The following is a 1,391-nucleotide window of genomic DNA, read 5'->3' as shown; positions in this document are numbered from 1 at the left end:
TCGGTTTGGGAAGTAGCGCGACAAAGGACGTAGGTACCGCCGCAGGAAACGTCATGCAGGTAGGCGCATTCAACCTTGGCGCTATCCAGGGGGACGGTCCAACCCTTGATAATATGGACATGTTCACGCCTACCGGATTTACTTCACATCAAAATGATGGTCTGTCTCAGTTGGGACTGACATCGAATACTGGACTTACTTCCATCATTCTTAACCGGGGCAACAGGCCAACCCGGATACATCAGGCATACTCTCTACGACGTACCTGGTTTTCATATTACAGCGGGAGCGCATGGGCCTATCATGAAGCTTACACTACTGGTAATACGACAAAATCAAGTGATGGCACACTGAAGGCAGCGTCTCCTGTTGCCCGTATCGTAGTGAGCCAGGAAGCGTGCCAGCGCGCCGATATAGCGGAGGATGGTTTTGACTGGTGCGGCTGCGGTACTGCGAACGCCGAGGCTGAAGGAATCAAAATCTCCCGCCTGGATGTTGGTGTATATGCCCTGTTCGGTTCCGCAGGCTTGGCATCAGAAGGCTGGCAGTTACTGCCGCCAATGGACCCTGGCGGCATGGGAGAACTGGGTGTGGCTGAAGCTGAACAAACCGCTGACGGCGAGCTGACTATCCGCCTGTTTAAGCGAAAATACATGCTGAGCGATGAAGGGGAGATCGTCAAAACAAAAGGGGAACCGATGGACGTGCCGGTGAACAGCTGGATCGATGTTCGCCTGGATATGCCTGATGATTCTGCCTTTAATCAGCGGATGAGACAGGAAGCACAGCTTGAGCCTCTTTCTCCAGCTCTCTGACACGGATTGTCAGGGCTTTGATGGCAGCAAGCGCATCGAGCACTAGAGGGTTGAGGTCAAGTGTCATTTTCCCCGATTCCTCAGCTGAATGAACATACTGGGGATCTATCTTTTCCAGTTCCTGAGCAATAACGCCGCGGCGAATGACTTTATCTTCATCAGCAAGATAGTAGAAGGTTTTAAAATCCATTGCCTCGATGTTTGACAGCGATTCGTTTAGATCCAGATCCCCGGTCACTTTCTTAAAGTTAATGTCCGATGTTCCTGCTGACTGAAATACCGTCCATGGAGCATCTGTTTTTGCAGTTTGAGGATTCGTGTTTAACAGAAAACGGCAATAGCCAGCTCCGCCAGTGGTAACCCACATTTGCGCTATGCGCTGAGTGTTATAAGAGCTTTGGTAGCCACAGCCATTGGCAGGAGCCCAACTTGTGTTACCGTCAGCATCACTGATAAACGATGAGTTTGCATCATTTGGCCTTGGAGCCTGGTATGTTCCAACCCCAAAAGCCCCCACTTGCATGACATTACCGGAGTCCGTTCCGACGTCCCTCGTCGCGGATGTTCCCAAACCGA

At 51.3% G+C, this 1,391-nt stretch carries 1 protein-coding gene and 1 pseudogene; one reads left to right on the top strand and one right to left on the bottom strand.

Annotated elements, in window-relative coordinates:
- Window positions 1-815 (top strand): annotated as a pseudogene (locus ACOTXL_RS23760) (phage tail protein); the annotation flags it as partial.
- On the opposite strand, the gene ACOTXL_RS23755 reads toward ACOTXL_RS23760, so the two are convergent.
- Window positions 760-1,391, bottom strand: a 632-nt coding sequence (locus ACOTXL_RS23755) for a tail fiber domain-containing protein (protein WP_063923708.1), incomplete at its 5' end; no start/stop codon positions are given. The pseudogene ACOTXL_RS23760 and the gene ACOTXL_RS23755 sit on opposite strands and share 56 nt — an antisense overlap.

The sequence above is a fragment of the Enterobacter cloacae complex sp. IR5402 genome, assembly GCF_049238125.1.
Lineage (GTDB): Bacteria > Pseudomonadota > Gammaproteobacteria > Enterobacterales > Enterobacteriaceae > Enterobacter > Enterobacter hormaechei_C.
Note: the sequence above shows the minus strand (reverse complement) of the source record. Positions and strands in the feature narration are given on the sequence as shown.